General features: G+C 36.2%; 18 protein-coding genes and 1 riboswitch. Of the genes, 4 read left to right on the forward strand and 14 right to left on the reverse strand.

Annotated elements, in window-relative coordinates; translation table 11 throughout:
• Window positions 1–26: 26 nt before the first annotated feature.
• Both LN736_RS13095 and LN736_RS13100 read left to right on the forward strand, forming a co-directional pair.
• On the forward strand, window positions 27–527 hold the full coding sequence (locus LN736_RS13095; protein WP_229981689.1) for an amidase domain-containing protein: 501 nt from the start codon (window positions 27–29) through the stop codon (window positions 525–527).
• Between the two features lie 250 nt (window positions 528–777).
• Entirely contained in the window at window positions 778–1,029 is a 252-nt protein-coding gene (locus LN736_RS13100) for a hypothetical protein (RefSeq protein ID WP_150355807.1), read from the forward strand.
• A 128-nt stretch (window positions 1,030–1,157) separates the two neighbouring features.
• On the opposite strand, the gene LN736_RS13105 is transcribed toward LN736_RS13100, so the two are convergent.
• Window positions 1,158–2,015 carry a thermonuclease family protein gene (locus LN736_RS13105; protein ID WP_150355808.1) on the reverse strand — a complete coding sequence of 286 codons (858 nt, stop codon included), beginning with the start codon at window positions 2,013–2,015 and terminating at the stop codon, window positions 1,158–1,160.
• Between the two features lie 101 nt (window positions 2,016–2,116).
• On the opposite strand from LN736_RS13105, the gene LN736_RS13110 reads away from it, so the two are divergent.
• The gene (locus LN736_RS13110) at window positions 2,117–4,054 is read left to right on the forward strand and encodes an ABC-F family ATP-binding cassette domain-containing protein (protein WP_229981690.1); all 1,938 of its coding nucleotides are present in this window, start codon (window positions 2,117–2,119) and stop codon (window positions 4,052–4,054) included.
• Here LN736_RS13110 and LN736_RS13115 read toward each other — a convergent pair.
• The 3 genes from LN736_RS13115 to LN736_RS13125 all read right to left on the reverse strand — a co-directional run bounded on the left by LN736_RS13115 (window position 4,051) and on the right by LN736_RS13125 (window position 6,675).
• Window positions 4,051–5,292, reverse strand: a complete 1,242-nt coding sequence (locus LN736_RS13115; protein WP_150355810.1) for a HAMP domain-containing sensor histidine kinase — start codon at window positions 5,290–5,292, stop codon at window positions 4,051–4,053. The genes LN736_RS13110 and LN736_RS13115 overlap by 4 nt on opposite strands.
• 5 nt (window positions 5,293–5,297) lie before the next feature.
• Window positions 5,298–5,993 carry a response regulator transcription factor gene (locus LN736_RS13120; RefSeq protein ID WP_150355811.1) on the reverse strand — a complete coding sequence of 232 codons (696 nt, stop codon included), beginning with the start codon at window positions 5,991–5,993 and terminating at the stop codon, window positions 5,298–5,300.
• 97 nt (window positions 5,994–6,090) lie between these two features.
• The gene (locus LN736_RS13125; RefSeq protein WP_150355812.1) at window positions 6,091–6,675 is read right to left on the reverse strand and encodes a TetR/AcrR family transcriptional regulator; all 585 of its coding nucleotides are present in this window, start codon (window positions 6,673–6,675) and stop codon (window positions 6,091–6,093) included.
• A 217-nt stretch (window positions 6,676–6,892) separates the two neighbouring features.
• Between LN736_RS13125 and LN736_RS13130 the strand changes: the two genes are divergently transcribed.
• Window positions 6,893–8,083 carry a multidrug efflux MFS transporter gene (locus tag LN736_RS13130; RefSeq protein ID WP_150355813.1) on the forward strand — a complete coding sequence of 397 codons (1,191 nt, stop codon included), beginning with the start codon at window positions 6,893–6,895 and terminating at the stop codon, window positions 8,081–8,083.
• Here the strand turns inward: LN736_RS13130 and LN736_RS13135 are convergent.
• The 10 genes from LN736_RS13135 to uxuA all read right to left on the reverse strand — a co-directional run bounded on the left by LN736_RS13135 (window position 8,080) and on the right by uxuA (window position 18,901).
• The gene (locus LN736_RS13135; protein ID WP_150355814.1) at window positions 8,080–8,862 is read right to left on the reverse strand and encodes an ABC transporter ATP-binding protein; all 783 of its coding nucleotides are present in this window, start codon (window positions 8,860–8,862) and stop codon (window positions 8,080–8,082) included. The genes LN736_RS13130 and LN736_RS13135 overlap by 4 nt on opposite strands.
• Window position 8,863: 1 nt before the next feature.
• Window positions 8,864–9,868, reverse strand: a complete 1,005-nt coding sequence (locus LN736_RS13140) for a FecCD family ABC transporter permease (protein ID WP_150355815.1) — start codon at window positions 9,866–9,868, stop codon at window positions 8,864–8,866.
• 73 nt (window positions 9,869–9,941) lie between these two features.
• The gene (locus LN736_RS13145; RefSeq protein ID WP_150355816.1) at window positions 9,942–10,973 is read right to left on the reverse strand and encodes an ABC transporter substrate-binding protein; all 1,032 of its coding nucleotides are present in this window, start codon (window positions 10,971–10,973) and stop codon (window positions 9,942–9,944) included.
• A gap of 173 nt (window positions 10,974–11,146) precedes the next feature.
• Window positions 11,147–11,330, reverse strand: a riboswitch (cobalamin riboswitch).
• 115 nt (window positions 11,331–11,445) lie between these two features.
• On the reverse strand, window positions 11,446–12,675 hold the full coding sequence (locus LN736_RS13150; RefSeq protein ID WP_150355817.1) for an ABC transporter permease: 1,230 nt from the start codon (window positions 12,673–12,675) through the stop codon (window positions 11,446–11,448).
• A 1-nt stretch (window position 12,676) separates the two neighbouring features.
• Entirely contained in the window at window positions 12,677–13,564 is an 888-nt protein-coding gene (locus LN736_RS13155; protein ID WP_347562615.1) for an ABC transporter ATP-binding protein, read from the reverse strand.
• Window positions 13,565–13,622: 58 nt separating this feature from the next.
• Complete coding sequence (locus LN736_RS13160; RefSeq protein ID WP_229981691.1) at window positions 13,623–14,393, reverse strand: hypothetical protein; 771 nt, start codon at window positions 14,391–14,393, stop codon at window positions 13,623–13,625.
• A gap of 69 nt (window positions 14,394–14,462) precedes the next feature.
• On the reverse strand, window positions 14,463–14,966 hold the full coding sequence (locus tag LN736_RS13165; protein WP_229981692.1) for an RNA polymerase sigma factor: 504 nt from the start codon (window positions 14,964–14,966) through the stop codon (window positions 14,463–14,465).
• 264 nt (window positions 14,967–15,230) lie between these two features.
• Window positions 15,231–16,574 carry an MFS transporter gene (locus tag LN736_RS13170; protein ID WP_229981693.1) on the reverse strand — a complete coding sequence of 448 codons (1,344 nt, stop codon included), beginning with the start codon at window positions 16,572–16,574 and terminating at the stop codon, window positions 15,231–15,233.
• Window positions 16,575–16,660: 86 nt separating this feature from the next.
• Entirely contained in the window at window positions 16,661–17,683 is a 1,023-nt protein-coding gene (locus LN736_RS13175; RefSeq protein ID WP_229981694.1) for a zinc-binding alcohol dehydrogenase family protein, read from the reverse strand.
• Between the two features lie 138 nt (window positions 17,684–17,821).
• Window positions 17,822–18,901, reverse strand: coding sequence for a mannonate dehydratase (gene uxuA / locus LN736_RS13180; protein ID WP_229981695.1), 1,080 nt, complete (start codon window positions 18,899–18,901; stop codon window positions 17,822–17,824).
• Window positions 18,902–18,905 lie beyond the last annotated feature (4 nt).

Raw genomic sequence — 18,905 nt, forward strand, 5'->3', positions numbered from 1 at the left:
ACCGTAAATAATTTTGTGGAGCAATCATGAACTATAGAAATAACTTATTTTATTCCAGGGCTAAAGCCGTAAATTATGCCGTAAAATATGCCCAATCACCAAATCCATCTTATAAATATTTTCTTGTACAAGGCGACAATGGAGGTGACTGTACAAACTTTATATCACAATGTCTCAGAGCTGGAGGTGCTCCAATGGTATTTTCAGGTAAAAACAGGTGGTGGTATACCAGCAAGAACTGGTCAGTTTCCTGGGCTGTAGCCGGTTCTCTTTACTGGTATCTAAAAACCAACGCCACAAAAAATTTATATGGTGTCAAGGGTATGCAGGTCGACTCTGTATCAATGCTGGAACCAGGCGATTTAATATTCTATGAAAATAGAAAAGGTAGAATACAACATTCTGCAATGATAACTTCATTTAACAGAAGTTATCCTCTGATATCCCAGCATACTCCAAATGTTTTAAACATACCTTATGAAAAAGATTGGGCTATAAGAATGTATTTTTTAAAAATATATTCTTAGTTTACTATTTTATTCTATAAAATGATCAAATTTGTTTTCAATTATTTTTTTACTATTATAGCCATCAATTTAATAATGATATAGTTTGAAAAGACTGTTAGAATATAGACAAGCCTAAATTCCCAAAAATATTGATTAAGGAGCTGATCAGCATAAGTTATTAGTTGTAATTTCTAAAATCACTTTAACAGCACTTCAATTGAAAAGTGAACTAAAAAATACAATATAACAAAATTTAGGAGGATTTAAAATGTTAAAAATCAAGCATAAAATATTTTCATCTTTAATAGTTGCAGCACCATTATTAGTAAACGCTGGGGTGGCTACAACAGTTCACGCCAGTCCTGTAAACAATAATTCCTGTAAAAATTACGAAACAGTCTGTAAATCAGCAGATTCAAATAATTGTGTAACTATCGATGGCGTAAAATATGATTGTTCAAAACTTATTCAATCCATCTGCTCAGGTGTTGATTCAACATCATATAATTGTACAAAATAGTATATTTAAAAATACATTTATATTAAGATAGAACTCCAACTCATGAAGTTGGAGTTCTATCCTTTTTTCGCATATTCTTTCACAATGTCCTATTAAACACATATGCCTTAATTCACTCTAAAATATTATTATTTTGACCTTCTATATCCTGCAGCTTGTGCCTCTTCTTCCGTATTAAACCATGCTTCAGGATTGGTTTTGTCATAATAACTATCTCCTGGCATATGATATATTTTTTCACCCTTTGAATTGATATTGCCCTTTATGGATCCGTGGTCAGAAGAATCACTGTCTTTTACACTTGAGCTCCTCTCTGATGAAATACTTTTACCTTTTGTATCCCCTACACTGTCTCCCCGTGTAGTCCCACCGGAATTTACAGACCACAGACCCCTGTCGTTTTCTCTGGCTTCCCTGCAAAATTTTCTAAAGTAATCTGCATATTTTACATTGGGCTGAATGGTCATCTGCTGCGCATATCCATTCACAGCCAGTATAGCATTAAACATTTTATTTCTAATCTCACTTTCATTTATTTTCTCCGGCTGAGACAGCCATACATACCTTAAAAGTCTTCCATATTTATCCGTATCCCCTGCATCCTTTTCCAAATATACGGTTTTCCCTAAAAGATTTGATTTTGTATAGCTGCTTGCCTCTTCACCATACTGCTCATGCTTAGTTGTGCTCTCAGGAGTATTGACACCTATAAGTCTTACTTTTGCATTTTGCCCGCTCTCCAACCTCACATATACCGTATCTCCATCTATATGCCTGCTCACCACTGCTTTTTCCAGCTGCACCGAAGTCTTGGATTCATAGCTTGTACTATTGTGATCATCACTGTCCCCAGAAACAAGTACTTGCCTGGATTTATCCTCATTTTTGTTATCACTGCTGAAATCCGAACATCCTACTGCTGAAAACAATATAATTGCAATAACACAAATACTTAAAAATTTTTCTACAATTTTTTCGTTTTTCATTTTATTATCACCATCTTTCAGCAATTTTTACGCAACCATAATGATTATACCACATTTGTCATCAACTCATGTTATAATAATAGGGCAAAGGATGTGTAATAATGAATCTATTGACTGCAGAAAATATATGTAAAAACTACAGTGAAAAAATACTGCTTGAAAATATATGTCTTGGAATAAATGAGGGGGACAAAATAGGTATAATAGGTGTCAACGGCACGGGTAAATCCACTCTTTTAAAAATTCTTTCCGGATTTGAAATACCTGACAGGGGCAGAATTACAAGGGCAAATAAATGTGACCTGGGTTACCTTCCTCAAAATTGCGATTTCAGCAGCAGTGATGCCACAGTACTGGAACAGATTTTCAGAGGAAATTCCTCGGTAATGAAACTTTTAAGAAAATACAGGGCCGTCCTGGGTCTAATTAAAAAAGATCCGGACAATACAGAGCTTCAAAACAGTATCTTTGATCTCAACTCCAAAATGGAGTCAGAAAATGCCTGGGGGATTGAAAACAAGGCCAAAACCATACTTACAAAATTGGGTATTGTTGATTTTGACGCAAAAGTATCCACACTTTCAGGAGGGCAAAAAAAGAGAATAGCTCTGGCTTCCACGCTCATAACTCCTTCAAATATCTTGATACTTGATGAACCTACAAATCACCTTGATGATGAAACCATAGAATGGCTGGAAGATCTTTTGGATAAATTTAATGGTGCACTTGTCATGGTGACCCATGACAGATTTTTTCTGGACAAAATCACGAACAGGATATTTGAACTTAGCCATGGAAATTTATACAGCTATACGGGAAATTACAGCACCTTTCTGGAGAAAAAGGCAGAGAGACTGGAAAGGGAAAATGCAGATGACAGAAAGAGAAAAAGCCTTATTAAAAAGGAACTTGCCTGGATAAGGAGAGGTGCGAAAGCAAGGAGTACAAAGCAAAAAGCAAGGATAGAAAGATTTGAAAATCTAACATCAGAGAAACATATAACATCAGATCCAAAACTGGACATAGACATCAAAAGTTCGAGGATAGGCAAAAAAGTGATAAACATAGATAATATAAGCAAGAGTTTCGGAGATAAAATAATTGTCAAGAATTTTTCATATAATATACTGAATAATGATAGAATAGGTATACTAGGGCCAAACGGCTGCGGTAAATCCACTCTGATGAATATATTGAGTGAAAAGATCTTGCCTGACAGCGGGAGTATAGATATAGGTGAGACAATTAAAATAGGATATTTTTCCCAGGAAATACCCGACATGGATATGAATCAAAGGGTCATCGAGTATATAAAAAATACCTCGGGATATGCCGATACTGAAAGCGGTGAAAAAATAAGTGCTTCGGCGATACTGGAAAAATTTCTCTTTGAACCTTCGGTTCAGTGGACTCCTCTTGGGAAACTTTCCGGCGGGGAGAGAAGACGTATCTATCTTTTAAAAGTGCTCATGGAATATCCCAATCTGCTTCTTCTAGACGAACCCACAAACGATCTTGATATAGAAACCCTGACTATTTTGGAGGACTACCTTCAGAATTTCAAAGGAGCTGTTGTGTCCGTATCCCACGATAGATATTTCCTCGATAAAATAGTCAACAAGCTGTTTGTTTTCGAAGGTCACGGCAGGATCTCCCAGTATACCAGCAGCTATTCCTATTTTCGCCAGATGCAGAGAAAAAAGCAAAATGAAATTTCAGGTGGAAATATTAAAGAAAATAAGGCGAAAAAAATTCACACCCATACTCGAGAAAAGAAGTTAAAGTTTACCTATAAAGAGCAACTGGAATTCAATGAAATAGACGGCATAATCGAAAATCTGGAAAATGCCATATCTGAAAAAGAACGGGAAATGGAGGAGGCATCTTCTGATTATATACTTCTCGAAAAACTCACAGCTGAAAAAGAGACTTTGAAAAAAGAGCTGGATAAAAAAATTGACAGGTGGACTTATCTAAATGAACTCAATGAAAAAATTCAGGAAAGCAAAACACATGGGGTATATCAATACCCCCATTAGTACTTCAAAAACGTGATCCTAAAAGTAGTTCCTGCTCCAAGTTTGCTCTGAACGTTTATAATTCCATCATGGGCTTCCAATATAGATTTTGAAAGTGCCAGACCTATTCCTATGGAATCACTGCTTTTTGAGGTTCTGGCTTTATAAAATCTCTTGAATATGTTGGGAAGATCTTTTTCACCTATGCCCTCCCCATTATCCGATATGGTGATTCTCTTATAAATTGGATTTTCCATCACACATACATCTACTTTACCTCCTCTTTGAGTATGTTCCACACAGTTTTTAACTATATTTATAAGAGCCTCACAAAGCCAGTGTCTGTCATGGTAAAATACTATTTCTCCCTCTTCATGGAATTTCACCTGTACACCTGCCGATACTATTTTCTCTTCAAGAGCCTCTATAGAATATTTTATTGTTTCGTTCAGACTCTGCCCCTTCATATGAAATTCTATTGCCCTAGCATCAAGCCTTGCCAGTTTCAATATGCTCTTAATAAGCCAGTTCATCCTGTAAAGCTGGTTCCTGCTGCTTATGAGGAAGTTTCTCGACTGCTCTTTTGAAAGCTGTTTGTTAAGCAAAATATCATTGTAAACTATCATAGAAGAAAGAGGTGTCTTAAGCTGGTGGGATATATCAGACAGAAGTTCAACCAAAAATTGTTTCTCTTTTTTAAGCTCATTCAGATTATTTCTTATAATTTCCCTCATTGAATTGAATGAAACGGAAAGTTTTGAAAAATCCCCTTCTCTATCTTCACCTATTGATATGTCATAATCCCCTTCCACTATTTTCTTTGCACCAAAATTTAACCTTCTTATTCTCTCATAAAAATATCCATACTGAATATAGTTAAGCAAAAAAAATATAATCAGCATACTTATAAATATCAGGATTATATTTAAATTTTCCCTGAGTGCAGATTTATTAATATATGGGAAAAGTTCATTTTCCAATTTTTCGCTTAACCCATATTGTTCTAATATATGTTTCCCCTTTTGAGCCTCTTCTTCATCCGCCCCAGCTGTAATAACAGGTATTATTTCCCTGGCAATTTCAGGATTATTCCTGTATATCCTTTCGGTTACGGCTCCAAAAGTTAGTACATAATCCTGCTTGAGATTATAATGATACATTTTTAAATTTAAAAGCACAGCCGTCATAAAAAACACATTTAAAATCAAGAGAATTGTCGTACTTCTCCTGAGCTCGGGATTTATAAAATATCTTCTCATATCAATTACTCCTTGTTGACCTTTTTATTCCATATATAACCCATACCTCTCTGTGTAACTATATACTGGGGTTCCCTTGGATTATCTTCTATTTTTTCTCTTATTCTCCTTATATAGACCGACAGTGTATTCTCGTCAAAAAAGGATTTTTCACCTTCAATAAGGCCGTTTAATATCTCATCCCTCTTCATGAGAACTTCAGGGTTATTTAAAAATATAAGAAGCAGCTTATACTCCTGTGCTGTAAGCATCACCTTTTTGTCTCCCTTTTTCACCAGAGCGCTTGTAGTGTCTACTGTTATATTTCCGCTCTGAAACATGCTGCCTGAAGGTTCCCTTTTATAATTTCTTCTTATTATAGCCTTTATTCTAGACAAAAGCTCTCTCACCCCAAATGGTTTGGTTATATAGTCATCTCCACCAATTTCCAAACCAAGCACAATATTTACTTCCTCGTCAAGAGCAGTCAGAAACACTATGGGAACGTCACTTTTGCTCCTTATGTATTTACACAGATCATACCCGCTTCCATCAGGCAGATTTATATCTAGAATAATAAGATGGAACTCTTTATCCTCCATTATTTTCTTTGTATCTTTAACTGTTGACACTGTTAGGACTTCATATCCTTCATCTTTTAAAGTAAACTCTATTCCCGCTGCAAGGGCACTGTCATCCTCTACCAGCAATAATCTGTACATTGACTTTACCTCACCATCAATATTGAATGTAAAACATAATAATTTTACTGTTCTAAATTAATTATACCATTCAGTGTCATAAATCCAAATGATACCATCAATTACAATCTGGTGATTTGCCGTTTTCGATAGAAAAAATAAAATCATCTATCATAAATTCAAAGCTGTCTTCTACTTCTACATCAGGTTTATGCTGAAAATATCCAAGAAAAGTCAATGATACAAATCCATGCAAAATACTTCTTAATTCACGACTTTTATGGACTAAAATCACCCTATCATCTATATAAAAATTTAAAATGCTTTTAATAATGCTCATGGTTTCTCTTGCCATACAATTTATTTCTTTATTTTTCGTGCTGGGAATATTCATGAAAAGTTTATAAGCCTCCCTGTTTTCAAAAGCAAAATCCCGATAAATATGGGCAAATTGCCTGATTGCATCCTCTCCACTTTTACCTACCAGTCCCTGCATTAATTTAAAATTCAATATGCGAATAACATATACTGTCATCTCTGTTTTAAGAGCATCCATATTATCAAAATGATTATATAAAGATGGATATTTTATATGCAGTTTATCTGCAATTTTTTGAAAAGTAACTCTATCAAAGCCGATCTCCTCAGCCAATGCAAAAGCAGCCTTAATTATCTTTTCGCCGGTTAGGTTCCTTTTTTGCATAAATATCTCTCCCCATACGTTTATTTATCCGAACGCTACCATTGCTAATACTCCAACTTCTTAAAATCGGAGATAGATACTTGTTACACGTCTGGATAAGCATAGTTTAGCATTACTATGAAGGTTTATCAACTTTAAACTATACTACTATTTGATAAATTATAAATTATAGTTTATTATTATATCATATAGCACGAAAAGAAAGGGTAATATTTATATGGAATTGTGGAAAAAAAATCTGGTTGTCTGCTGGTTTGGAATGTTTGTGACAGGTATAGGAATGAGTCAAATTGCTCCTGTATTACCTCTATATATAGGAAATTTGGGTATTTACAATACCTCTTTAATTGAACAGTTTTCAGGAATTGCATTTGGTGCTACTTTTATAATATCAGCTATTTTTTCACCAATCTGGGGTCATGCTGCCGATAAATTCGGTCGAAAACCAATGCTCCTTCGCGCAAGTCTCGGCATGGCAATAGTTATAGGAAGCATGGGATTTGTGCATAATGTATATGAACTTATAGGATTGAGGCTGCTGCAAGGCGTTATAACTGGTTATAGTACGGCTTGCACTACATTGATTGCAACTCAGACGGACAATGAACATGCAGGTTGGGCTCTAGGTACACTTTCAACGGCGAATATAGCAGGTTCCTTACTTGGACCGGTAATCGGCGGTTTCATAGAAGAAAACTTTGGCCCTAAAAATGTATTTTTTATAACAGGTGCACTACTTCTGATTGCATTCATTATAACGGCTTTATTTGTAAAGGAATCTTTCACCCGTCAAAATAATAAAATATTGAAGATCAAGGAAGTATGGGACAGCATACCCTACAAAAATTTAACTGCTATAATGTTTGTGACATCTTTTATATTAACTATGTCGTTATATTCTGCTGAGCCAATTATAACGATATATGTCACTCAATTATCCCATAATATGAATCATGTGGCATTGATTGCCGGAATGGCATTTTCAGCCTCAGGTCTTGCAAATATAATCGCTGCCCCAAGGCTTGGAAAACTTTCAGATAAAATTGGAACCCATAAGATCATGTTGACATCACTTATAGCCGCTGGATTGATTTTCATACCACAGGCATTTGTAAAAGATCCCTGGCAGCTTATGGGACTCAGGTTTTTACTTGGATTGGTAATGGGAGGGCTTAATCCTTCTGTAAATGTAATGATCAAAAAAATCACTCCAGACTTTCTCACTGGTAGAATTTTCGGATTTAATATTTCTGCCCAATACCTGGGAGTGTTTGGAGGTTCGATTTTAGGAGGACAAGTATCTGCCTGTTTAGGCATCAGATATGTATTTTTCATTACAGGAACATTGCTTTTAATAAATGCCCTATGGGTTTATTTAAAAGTGTATAAAAGGCTCATTCCAACTTAAATAATAACATTTTTAGGAATAAAAAATGGACATTTATTTATCTTATCCTCATATATGTCAGCTTCTATTCCAAAAACTTTTCTTAGCAATTCCTTTTTTATTATTTTATACGGCATTCCCATGTCCCACAGCTTACCATCCTTTATAACAACAATTGTATCTGAATATCTTGCAGCTTGGTTCAAATCATGCAGAACCATGATCACAGTTAAGCCCAGTGTCTCGTTTAATTCCTTTATTAATTCCAGAATTTCCATCTGATAGGATATATCAAGAAATGTAGTGGGTTCATCCAGCAAAAGTACTTCAGGCCTCTGAGCCAGACACATGGCCAGCCACGCTCTCTGCTCTTCTCCTCCGGACAAGGTTGTAACAAACCTCTGTCTCAAGGGGACAAGTCCGGTTTTCTCCAGTGCCCAATCTATTATATCCATATCTTCTCTGTCAAGTCTTCTTCTGAATTTCAAATGCGGATATCTGCCGTAGGACACCAGTTCTTCCACAGATATATCTGAGGCTATGTTTTTCATCTGCGGAAGTATGGACAACTTCTGTGCAACGGCCCTGGTATTCATATTTCTGATATCAGTTCCATCTAAATATACATTACCTCCTGCAGGTTTTAAACATCTGCCTACAGCCTTAATTAAAGTTGATTTTCCGGAGCCATTGGGCCCTATAATTGTAACTATTTCTCCAGAATGTATATCAAAACTGATGTCTTTTACAACTATCTTATTTCCATAATTCACTTTTAGATTTTCAACTTTCAATTCCATATCAATACCCTCTCTTTCTCCTAAGCAAATACAGAAAAAAAGGAGCTCCCAGAGCTGACATTATAATTCCCACAGGTATCTCCATAGGTGCAAACATCACTCTCGCAAGGGTGTCACACAGCATGACCATAGCAGCCCCTGTAAAAATAACCGATGGAAGCAAATATCTGTAATCCGAACCAATAAACAGCCTCGTCATATGCGGTACTATAAGTCCTACAAATCCAAGAAGGCCTACAACACTTACTGCACTTCCGGCCAGCAGGGAGGAGATCACGATAAAGACAAACCTGGTTCTTTCTACATTCAATCCAAGACTTGTAGCTACTTCATCCCCCATCATCAATATGTTCAATTTGTTGGGCATCAGTAAAAGTAGAATAATACCCACAGAGGCATAGGGAAATAAGGTATTTACCTGCTTCCATGTAGTTGACGAAAGCCCTCCTACCATAAACCCTATAATTCCCGCCACTTTGTTTGGATAAAATGTCATAAGTGCATTTGTCCCTGCTCCCAACAGAGAAGAGACGGCAACTCCGGCTAATATCAGTCTTGTTGGTGCTACTCCTTCTCTCCAGGCTAAAAAATATATAAAAAGAGTAGCCATCAGTGCACCTGCAAATGCCCCCAAAGGTGCCAGATGATAAAAATCCGGAAAAAGTATGAGAATTATCAGTGTCATAAGTCCTGCTCCGGAGGAAACTCCTATAATATTCGGTCCCGCCAATGGATTTCTCATAACACCCTGCAGTATGGATCCCGACAGTGCAAGGCAGGTTCCAACAAGAGCAGCCACTATGGTTCTGGGCAGTCTGACATTCCATATTATCTGATAATTTACTGTGGATTTTTCAAAGAATACCGCATTCACTATTTCTTTGGGACCTATATTTACGGCTCCATTCCCTACACTTACAAAAAAACTGATAATAGATACAACTATAAAAATCAATAAAATAAATCTTTTTCCAATCCTTTGAGTTGTTATATTGCCCTTAACCATTTTCTATTCTCCTCAGTATTAATTGTTCCAGTCAAAAAGCCTTATATCCTTCATATCAAAACTGCGGGCTTTTTTAATTTGTTTTGTTGAATACATGGGGATAAAGTATCTTTGCCAATCCTTCATAAGCTTCGGCATACCTTGCATTTGGCTTGTACAAATATAAATCTTTAGGAAGAATTATATACCTTTTGTTCTTCACAGCAGAAAGAGAATTCCATGCCGGATTATCCTCCACATCTTCCTTTAGCTTTTCCATTATCTTTTCTTTGTCACTTCCCATAGTCTGTACAAATATAAAATCCGGATTCTCCTGTATTATCTTTTCCATGCTAAATACCTTTGCCTCAGATGAATTTGCCTCTGCATCCGATATGTTCACTGTATGCAGATCTTTAAGCATTTCCCCCAACATTGAATGGGAGTTTCTGACTGTAATATCTTTGGCCGTGGCAAATATTATTAAAACCTTATATTTTTTATCCTTTGGAGTTTCTGTTATTATTTTATCTACATTTTTCTTTACCTCATCAATATGTTCTTTATACAAATCCTCTCTTCCGGTAATTCCACTAAAAAGTCTCAGTGTCATATAATAATCCTTTAAATAGGTATTAGCTAAAGCGATAACTTGAATATTATTTTGTTCCAACACCGGTACCATTGCTGCCTGATTTTTGAACTCGTCAGTTGCTATGACCAAATCCGGCTTCAGTGCCAATATCTTCTCCAAACTTGGAGACCCTGGAGTTCCAACAACCTGGGCAGATTCGGCATTTTTAACAGGCTTTTCTTCAGCTTCTTGAACTCTTCCTATTACTTTTCCACCGCAGCTGTCCCAAATATCAAGATAAGAATTATACAGGCAGACAACTCTTTTGGGATTCTTTTTTATAGTTACTTTTTTCCCTCTGGCATCTGTAAATACTACACTGGTTTTATTAAGTGTCACGCCATATTCAGACGCCGATTTAATTTTTTTCTGTTCCGTATCGACTTGATTGCTGCTGCCATTTTCACTATTAACACTTTTGCCGCATCCGGCAAATACAGATGTAACCATTACAATAACCAATACCAATAAAAATATTTTTGTCTTTTTCATATTCCATTCCTCTCTTCCTATTGACTTTTGATAGCTGGTGTTATCTAGTTTTCCTTGATGCCTTCTTGTCAGAATCTTGCTGCAATCCAAAGCAAAAAACCATAGCCTTTTCTGCTATGGTTATATACAAACAAAATTCATATATAAACAACCACTTCCCTCCGAAGGCTTATTTATCAAAAAATTTACAGGCAGGTCTCCTGGCTCATAGTTCATTTTAATCTCAATACCTTCCCGGAAAAATATTTCCAGTGGCAAATATATATGATTTCATCCCTATTTACAGTAGCGGGGGCTGCAGCGGATTTTTACCGCTTTCCCTATTAATTTTTTAAAACCTGTAACTTTTAACCTTTTTAATTGTAAAAAATCATCTCTTTAAATATCTATTAATATTTTTAATTATAACACATATATCTTTATATTTGCAGTAACAAAAATATCAATTTTACAAGAAAGCCTTTTCTTCAATTCAAGCCACTTCATGCCTGCAATAGGATAAAACTGTAAGAATTAAAAACAACGGAACGGCAGCAGCCGATGCGGTGATCATTACATAGGGCGACCAAAAACTGTAAGATCCCAATGTGAGAAATTTAAGTTCTACAAGGCTAATGCCGAAACTGTTTCCAAGACCTACTCCTCCAGAGGGCAGAATCATCCTCAGCCAGTTCACTGCATTGCTTCCTGAAATAGAGGAAAGTATGAGAGGCAGCAGACAGAACACAATGGCTATTATCATGGAATTCACTGTATTTCTACATTTTGCAGACAGAAACAGTGTAAAGCTGACAGTGGCAAGAAGTGTAAGCAGACCTGCAGCTGCAGTGATCATCTCAAATTGACCTACATTTATAGCAGGAAGGCAGATGGTTTCCACACTTTGAATTGAAGTTTTTAAACTTTCCCACCCAAATACACTGTTTTCAACCAAAAGGAAAATGGAAATACATACCGCAGAGGTTATGCCGCAGATCAGAACAACAGAAATTATCTTGGATACAGCAAGTTTCGTCCTTCCGTATTTGGTACACCTGAGTATATTGTCCGCTCCTGTCTGATATTCTGCAGAAAATATAGGGGCAGTAATAAACGTACATAAAAACACCAGCAAGAAGAGCAAGATGATGAGGTAACTTCCCGCATCGCTGCTGCCAAAACCATAGGTGAATTTGAAGGGCTTATCCACTTTTTCATAGAGGGCAAGAGCTTTTTTCTGGGCTGAAGGCTGAATGGCTCTATTTTTTATTTGCCAGGTGTATTTTTTATAGAAATTTTCTGCCGCTTCCCCGGGAGAAATTTTGCTTAAATCCACAGGTGTCTTGGTCTGTGGATCTGCATATACATTCTCTAACCTGTTTATTATATGTTGAAATGGAAGTATTTTTTTATTAAGGACGTCCTGGGGAATATTATCCTTATAAATACTTCCGTACTTCTTTGCAACCTCCTGGTAATTTTTAACTGCCTTCTGTATTTTATCCGGTGTGATATCCCCTTCAACTGTAGTTTTCTTCATAAGCTGTACGGCTTTTATTCCTGAAACTGTAACATTGTTTCCATTCTCGTTTACATAATTGTAATTGACAAAGGATATGGGAAAATAGGCCAGGGCTCCAGAAATTAAAATGGCCGCTATCAGCAAAATCCAGGTGGAACGGGTTTTCAGAACCCTTTTCAATTCCAAATAAAAAATACTCATGTCAAATCTTCTCCTTTCTTGTTTCCTCTTGTGGAAACAGCCATAGATACAGATCCTCCAGCCGCGGTACGGCCTGTTTTGAATCAGGTATATCCGGGGCATCCGACAAATACCTGATGAAAAGATTTCCATCTTTTTCATTTAATATATTTACAATACGGACAGCTCCTTCATAATAGGGAAGTCGTTCAGGAGGTATTATGCTCTCCCATACTTTGCCTTCAACAGTTTTCACAAGTTCATCCGTAGTTCCCTTTGAAATTATCTTTCCATCTTTCATGATGGCATTGCAGGTGGCAATGTATTCCACATCGGAGACAATATGGGTGGAAATAAGTACAATTCGATCCCTGGAAAATTCAGAAATAAATTTGCGGAATTTCACACGTTCTCCCGGATCAAGACCGCTGGTGGGTTCATCCAGAATCAGCACCTCCGGATCATTCAAAAGAGCCTGTGCAATACCTACACGTCTTTTCATACCTCCGGAGAGCTTGGAGATTTTCTTTTTCCTCACTTCGGCTAGAGTAAGAATCTGAAGCAGTTCATCTATTTTTATTTTTGTATGGTTTTTGGTGAGTCCTTTCAAAGCTGCAACATATTTCAGATAATCCACCACTGTAAATTCAGGGTAAAAACCAAAATCCTGGGGCAGATAACCCAAAATGTCACGATAGGCTTCTTTTAGTACCTCGATTTCAATTCCGTCATATAGTATCTTCCCTGAAGTGGGACCGGTAATGCCTACCATCATTTTTATCAAGCTGGTCTTTCCTGCACCGTTTGCACCGAGAAGTCCCCATACACCAGGTGATACATTCAAGTTCACACAGTCCACAGCAGTTTTGTCCTTATATTGCTTGGTTAAATTACATATCTCAAGTTCTATTTTTATCACCCCTTTGATTTTTTTAGTATTTAACATCTAAACTCTATACTTTGATATTTTAACAAACGCAGATCCTGTTGAATTTCACTATCAACTTATATATCTGAAAGGCAAGAACTGCTGCAAAAAAAACACTTAGCACAACCCATCCGGTTAAAGCTGCCCGATGGTAAGCTTGAGGCACCAATGTGTGAAACAGAAACTGCAGCGATAATATGAGCAGACAGAAAAACTCACAGGCAAACACATTGTACTGACTGCGGTTGCTCCGAAGGATGAAAATGCATCCGCAGCAGGACACCAGAAAAGGCAGCAGCAGATAAAAAATTACTAAAGCAGTGGAAATACTCACTTTGCTAAATGTTACAAGAGAAACAGCCAGCAGGAAAATACCGTCACCCAGACCAATTACAATGAGTCTTGCTGATAATAATCCGGACATTGACATAAATGAAGCTGTCTCCACTTCCTGCATCTTGTATCTATAAGATCTGCACAAAAATGGCAAGCCGGTCATAGTTATGAAAATTGCAAATAGACAGAGCAAATCCGGCAGGTGTCGGGCTGCAATATATTTAAAGTCTTCCTGAAAAATAGTAGTGAGCAGCAGCCACATAAGAATCAATATTGAACCCTGGAAAATCCATATTCTCCTCCCCATAAACGGAATCTGTTGAAATAAAAACTCCACATATCCAATTCTCTCCCTTGACCTGTGCTTTTCATATTCACTATTTGCCAGACTGATGGCTTTCTCAAGCTGTTCACCATGATACACAACAGGTACATTCAGGGCTTTTTTTAAATCCAAGCACAATTTTTTATTCATGATCATTTTCTCCTTTCTTTATCCGAAGGCTAGTATTCCTTATTAGCAAATTCCATCTGAGCCTAAGAATCACTTTATATTTTTTTCAATTTGCTTCAGTGCCGATCTCAATCGGGACTGTACCGTTCGAAGTGGAATGTTTTCTATCTCTGCAATCTCTCTCAAGGATAAATCCTGTGCAAAACGCAGAAGTACAATTTCTCTGTGTTTTTCAGGAAGTTTCTGCACTAAATCTTTCAAGTCCAGATCAGCCTCCACTTTTTCAAATCCCTGCTCCCTGTAGGACAGATCTTCAGTCAGGGATTCTGTTTTCTTTTTTCGCCAGATATCTATACACACATTGGAAGCTACCTTATAGATATAAGCTCTGAATTTTCCATTATGTACGTACTTTTTGAAATAACGGGCCATCTTTAAAAATGTTTCCTGTGCGGCATCCTCTGCTGTCTGGCGATTTGGCGTATGCCAGAGACAGTATCGGAATATGTCCGGATAATAAAGAGCAATCAGCTTATCCATATAAGCCATATCTTCATTTTCAATTTTTTGTAGTAACCTGGTCTCACGAACCATCCTGTATCCTCCTAAACAACCTGCAAAAACCTTTTCTATATTATATAACGTTTATAAACAGCAAAATGATTTAAAAATTATCAATATCAAAAATAAGCCATCACTTTGCCCGACTATTTTCGCTAAAAAGTCGAAAAATATCAGTAAAGGATGACTTAATTGTGACTATACCATTTTATTATGTAAAGGTTTCACTATATAAGAAGACTTAACAACAAGCATGCAATTAAACCCACATTTGATTAATAAACTTTAAACACAAAACTACATTGCATCATCTAAATCATTTAAATCTCTTCCGGTAACATCTTCAGAAGCATAAGAACTAAAAAATGTACTTAAAGAGAAAACAATAAGCATTATAGCAACTGGAAGCCAACTTCCTGAAACTGCTGACACCCAGCTAGCTGCAATTAAAGGACCAAAACCAGTAGCTATAACACCTGCTATTTCTTTAGCAAGAGATACTAAAGTCACTCTATTTTTTGATCCAAATAATTCACTGAGCATTACATTTTCTAAAGCAAATATTCCTTGACAACCAACATTCAAACCAATTACCAGTGCAATAGTCAGTACAACAACATTCTTTGAATTAATCATCATCATCATTGGAATCGCATAAACTGCCATAGCAAATGATAAAATCATATACAGCTTTCTTCTTCCAAACTTATCACCAAGATATCCAACTACAGGAATAGTCATAAAAGATATTAAAGATGAAATAATATTGGCATTAGTTGCAACAGTTTTTTGCATTAAAAGAACAGTGACAATAAAACCTGCTAGATATGTTTGCAAAATACCACTATTGCCAGCTTGTCCAAAACGTAATCCCAAGGCAATTGCAAAACTCTTCTTTCCTTTTCTCTTAACCTTAACTGGTTTACTATTTTTTTCTTTTTCTTCTCTTTCTTTTAAAAGCAGCTTTTTCTTCTCCGCCATAACCGGACTCTCTTTAACAAAAATTCTAATTAAAATTGCTGCAATCATGACAACAAAGGAAGCAAAAAACGGAATTCTCCATCCCCACGTAAGTAAATCGTTTTCGTTAACATTCATTAAAATAATCGACCAAACTAAATTGGCTAATAATGTTCCAGATGAAGTTCCTAAACAAACTAAGCTACCAATTAAACCTCTGTTTTTCACTTTAGAAAACTCAGCAACCATAACACCAGCACCGCTTATTTCTGCTCCAGCACCTAGACCCTGAAAGATTCGTAATACAACTAATCCAATCGGCGCTAATATACCAACTTTTTGATAAGTAGGCAAGAAACCTATCAATGTTGACGCAAGTCCCATAAGAGTTATAGTAACAAAAAGAACAGTTCTACGTCCCATTTTGTCACCAATTCTTCCAAATATATATGCTCCAATCAACCTAGCAACATATCCAGCACCATACGTTCCCATAGACATTATTAAACCCATGGCAGGACTTGAATTGGGGAAAAACACTTCATTAAAAACAATAGCTGCCGCAAGAGAATATAATTGAAAATCCATAAATTCCATCGCAGTTCCAAGCCAACCACTTACAGCAACTTTAACCAATTCTCTCGTTTCAATCTGATAAGTAGCATTATCATTTTTTTCCATTTTTACTACACCTTCCTTGCTATTTATGAAAATTAAACTTTATTTTTTAATACCTATCCCTAATTTCCAAGCTGCCTTAATCTTAACTAGTCACCAAAAGTAAGAATCATTTTTTTAACTTTCTCAGCATGTTCATCAACAAAATCAAACGCTTTTTGAACTTCTTTAAATTTGAACTTATGCGTAATTAACCCGTCAGATTTTAAATTTCCACTTTCCATCAACCTAATAACATTTGCAAATTGATAAGCCTGAAGTCTGCTTCCAACAACAGTCAGTTGTTTTTTAGTAATTGGAAGCTGTTTAATTTGAGCATCATCCTCTGAAAACCCAAGTACGACAATAGTTCCTGCCGGTGAAGTTACATCAAAGCCAAGTTCAAATGTCTTTGTAGTGCCTACAGCATCTATAACTTTATTTACCCCTTCATTGCCTGTCCAATCTTTTACCGCTTCCTTTATATCTTCATTTAATACATTGACAATTCTATCTGCTCCATTTTGTTTGGCAAATTTCAGTTTTTCGGATACTATATCACTTATCATTACTTCTGCACCCTTGATTTTAGCTAATTTAAGAATACATATTCCAATAGGACCTGCTCCTTGAACAAGAATCTTGTCACCAATTCCCACATTGCCTCTAAATGTTGCATTTGCCCCTATAGTGTACGGTTCTGCAAGTACTGCTGTATCCCAATCCAATTTTTTATCCAGTATGTAACATTGTTTCTCAGGTACTGTAAAATATTCTCTCATACCGCCATCTTCATGAACACCAAATACACTTAATTCCTTACAAACATTGGGCATCCCATGACGACATGCATAACATTTGCCGCAATATCTAATTGGTTCAACTACAACATGGTCTTCTTTTTTTAAATTTTTTACGTTACTACCAATTTCAACAACTTCTCCAACAACTTCATGTCCCATAACCCTCGGTAATACAGCTAACGGATTTTCACCATGATATAGATGAACATCTGATCCACAAATACCAACTCTTTTTGTCTTTATCAAAACATCATTGGCGTTTGCAATTTTAGGTATCTCTTCTTCCTCCAATCTTAAATCATCTTTTCCATAGACTCTTGCAATTTTCATAACATTTCCTCCTAATTGTTAATCATAATAGTTGATGTTATAATTAAATTTGTATATAATTTTTATTGGACATTTTTTCATAATTGATCATATTGAATAGTCGGAATTCTATATGATCAATTATGAGTAAAAAAATGTCTATTTTTTATTGTCCATTTTTCCAATGGCTTCCCAGAGTCCATTTAAATATGTTGCTCCGAGAGCTCTGTCATACAGTCCATATCCGGGTCTTGCCTTTTCACCCCAGATCATTCTTCCATGGTCAGGCCTTACGTATCCATCAAATCCCACATCGTAAAATGCCTTCATTATTTCAAACATGTCGAAACTTCCATCACTGGAAAGATGAGAGACTTCATGAAAATGCTTCTCGGACAATATTTTTATATTTCTTACATGTGCAAAATATATTCTTTTTTTAGCACCAAAATATCTTATGAGCTCGGGTATATTGTTTTTAGTACTGGATCCCAGTGATCCGCTGCAAAGTGTAATTCCGTTGTAAGCACTGTCCACAAGGTTTATTATCTTATCCAGATTTTCCTTTGAATGTACTATTCTTGGAAGTCCAAATACATTCCATGCAGGATCGTCAGGATGAACGGCCATCTTAACATCATATTTTTCACACACTGGCATTATTGCTTCAAGAAAATATCTGTAGTTTTCAAAAAGTTTTTCTTCATTTACTCCCTTGTATAAATCAAAAATTTTCTTCAGCTCTTTAAGTCTTTCAGGTTCCCAGCCTGGAAGCGAAAATCCATTTGAACTTTTTTCAGTGTCCTCTACAAGCTTTATAGGATCCAGCCCTTTCAACTTGTCATCATCGTAGTACAACACCTCAGATCCATCTGGAAGCTTATATGCAAGGTCAGTTCTGAGCCAGTCAAATACAGGCATAAAATTATAACATATAACCTTTATACCAGTTTGTCCTAAATTTTTAATTGTTTCCCTGTAATTCTCTATATACCTATCCCTTGATGGCAGTCCAAGTTTTATGTCCTCATGAACATTTACACTCTCTATCACTTCAAGCTCCAATCCATGATCCTCTATATTCTTCTTGTAATCTAATATCCTGTCCAGCGGCCATACTTCTCCTGCCTGAATATCAGATAAAAATCCTACGATTCCTTTAACTCCCGGTATTTGACGTATTTGATCCAATGTAACACTGTCATCATTTTCGCCAAACCACCTAAATGTCATCTTCATAAAA

Origin of the sequence: Clostridium aromativorans (genome assembly GCF_020908015.1) — a bacterium.
GTDB lineage: Bacteria > Bacillota > Clostridia > Clostridiales > Clostridiaceae > Clostridium_B > Clostridium_B aromativorans.

Bases quoted from the DNA above. Each gene is read 5' to 3' on its own strand.
- LN736_RS13095 (WP_229981689.1), top strand. From the start codon at position 27: ATGAACTATAGAAATAACTTATTTTATTCCAGGGCTAAAGCCGTAAAT.
- LN736_RS13100 (WP_150355807.1), top strand. From the start codon at position 778: ATGTTAAAAATCAAGCATAAAATATTTTCATCTTTAATAGTTGCAGCA.
- LN736_RS13105 (WP_150355808.1), bottom strand. From the start codon at position 2,015: ATGAAAAACGAAAAAATTGTAGAAAAATTTTTAAGTATTTGTGTTATT.
- LN736_RS13110 (WP_229981690.1), top strand. From the start codon at position 2,117: ATGAATCTATTGACTGCAGAAAATATATGTAAAAACTACAGTGAAAAA.
- LN736_RS13115 (WP_150355810.1), bottom strand. From the start codon at position 5,292: ATGAGAAGATATTTTATAAATCCCGAGCTCAGGAGAAGTACGACAATT.
- LN736_RS13120 (WP_150355811.1), bottom strand. From the start codon at position 5,993: ATGTACAGATTATTGCTGGTAGAGGATGACAGTGCCCTTGCAGCGGGA.
- LN736_RS13125 (WP_150355812.1), bottom strand. From the start codon at position 6,675: ATGCAAAAAAGGAACCTAACCGGCGAAAAGATAATTAAGGCTGCTTTT.
- LN736_RS13130 (WP_150355813.1), top strand. From the start codon at position 6,893: ATGGAATTGTGGAAAAAAAATCTGGTTGTCTGCTGGTTTGGAATGTTT.
- LN736_RS13135 (WP_150355814.1), bottom strand. From the start codon at position 8,862: ATGGAATTGAAAGTTGAAAATCTAAAAGTGAATTATGGAAATAAGATA.
- LN736_RS13140 (WP_150355815.1), bottom strand. From the start codon at position 9,868: ATGGTTAAGGGCAATATAACAACTCAAAGGATTGGAAAAAGATTTATT.
- LN736_RS13145 (WP_150355816.1), bottom strand. From the start codon at position 10,973: ATGAAAAAGACAAAAATATTTTTATTGGTATTGGTTATTGTAATGGTT.
- LN736_RS13150 (WP_150355817.1), bottom strand. From the start codon at position 12,675: ATGAGTATTTTTTATTTGGAATTGAAAAGGGTTCTGAAAACCCGTTCC.
- LN736_RS13160 (WP_229981691.1), bottom strand. From the start codon at position 14,393: ATGAATAAAAAATTGTGCTTGGATTTAAAAAAAGCCCTGAATGTACCT.
- LN736_RS13165 (WP_229981692.1), bottom strand. From the start codon at position 14,966: ATGGTTCGTGAGACCAGGTTACTACAAAAAATTGAAAATGAAGATATG.
- LN736_RS13170 (WP_229981693.1), bottom strand. From the start codon at position 16,574: ATGGAAAAAAATGATAATGCTACTTATCAGATTGAAACGAGAGAATTG.
- LN736_RS13175 (WP_229981694.1), bottom strand. From the start codon at position 17,683: ATGAAAATTGCAAGAGTCTATGGAAAAGATGATTTAAGATTGGAGGAA.
- uxuA (WP_229981695.1), bottom strand. From the start codon at position 18,901: ATGAAGATGACATTTAGGTGGTTTGGCGAAAATGATGACAGTGTTACA.